This is a genomic window from Burkholderia sp. BCC1640, assembly GCF_902833125.1.
In the GTDB taxonomy this organism is placed as follows: domain Bacteria; phylum Pseudomonadota; class Gammaproteobacteria; order Burkholderiales; family Burkholderiaceae; genus Burkholderia; species Burkholderia diffusa.
Genome location: NZ_CADFEF010000082.1, coordinates 1 through 1,654, shown reverse-complemented (window position 1 = coordinate 1,654; position 1,654 = coordinate 1). Strand labels below are relative to the sequence as shown.

1 protein-coding gene is annotated in these 1,654 nt (G+C 67.4%); it reads left to right on the top strand.

Features of this window, described 5'->3' with window-relative positions:
* Positions 1–1,632: amidohydrolase (locus tag HWX25_RS32530; RefSeq protein WP_175912683.1), on the top strand; the 1,632-nt coding region annotated here is incomplete at its 5' end.
* Positions 1,633–1,654: the final 22 nt, after the last annotated feature.

Here is a 1,654-nt window from a genome sequence, read left to right as displayed (position 1 = left end):
CGCTGGGACGGCGTGCCTTCGCTCGCCGTCGCGATGGAGATGCTCAAGCGTCAGGTCGCGATCACGCCCGCGCCGCAGTGGGTGCGCGTGGTCGGCGGCTTCACCGAACATCAGTTCGTGGAGAAGCGCCTGCCGACGATCGACGAACTCAACGCGGCCGCGCCCGATACGCCGGTGTTCATCCTGCACCTGTACGATCGCGCGCTGCTGAACGCGGCCGCGCTGCGCGTGGTCGGCTATACGAAGGACACACCGGAGCCGCCGGGCGGCACGATCCTGCGCGATGCCGCCGGCAACCCGACGGGCCTGCTGCTCGCGAACCCGAACGCGACGATCCTCTACGCGACGCTCGCGAAGGGGCCGAAGCTGCCGTTCGAATACCAGTACAACTCGACGCGTCACTTCATGCGCGAGCTGAACCGGCTCGGCGTGACGGGCGTGATCGACGCGGGCGGCGGTTCGCAGAATTACCCCGACGATTACGAAGTGATCCGCAAGCTGCACGACGCGGGCGAGATGACGATCCGGATCGCGTACAACCTGTTCACGCAGAAGCCGAACGCCGAGAAGGAAGACTTCGTGAACTGGACCAAGAGCGTCAAGTATCACGACGGCACCGACTATTTCCGCAACAACGGCGCGGGCGAGATGCTGGTGTTCTCGGCCGCCGATTTCGAGGACTTCCGCGTCGCGCGTCCCGATCTGCCGGCGCAGATGGAAGACGATCTCGAAGGCGTCGTGCGCGTGCTCGCGCAGAACCGCTGGCCGTGGCGCATGCACGCGACCTACGACGAAACGATCAGCCGCGCGCTCGACGTGTTCGAGAAGGTCAACAAGGACATCCCGCTCGAGGGGCTGAACTGGTTCTTCGATCACGCGGAAACGATCTCCGAAAAATCGATGGACCGGATCGCCGCGCTCGGCGGCGGTGTCGCGGTGCAGCACCGGATGGCGTACCAGGGCGAATACTTCGTCGAGCGCTACGGTGCGCAGGCGGCTGAAGCCACGCCGCCCGTCGCGAAGATGCTGGGCAAGGGGCTGAAGGTATCGGCCGGCACGGACGCGACACGCGTGGCGTCGTACAACCCGTGGGTGTCGCTCTCATGGCTTGTGACGGGCAAGACGGTCGGCGGCCTGCGCATGTATCCGCAGCGCAACCTGCTCGATCGCGAGACCGCGCTGCGCATGTGGACCGAGTACGTGACGTGGTTCTCGAACGAAGAGGGCAAGAAGGGGCGCATCGCGGTCGGGCAGCTCGCCGACCTGGTGGTCCCGGATCGCGATTTCTTCGCGTGCGCGGAGGACGACATCGCGGGCACGACGGCGTTGCTGACGGTGGTCGGCGGCAGGATCGTGTGGGGCGCGGGACCGTTCGCGTCGCACGACGCGCCGATTCCGCCCGCGATGCCGGACTGGTCGCCCGTGCGCGAGTACGGCGGCTATGGCGGCTGGGGCGCGACGCAGCGCAACGGCGCACCGCTGCAACGGGCGGCGGCCGCCGCGATGTGCGGCTGCGCGAATGCGTGCAACGTGCACCAGCATGCGCATGCGAGCGCGTGGGGCAGCGCATTGCCGACGTCGGACGCGAAGGGCTTCTGGGGCGCGTTCGGCTGTTCGTGCTGGGCGGTCTGACATGTCGACGACAACCGGTCGG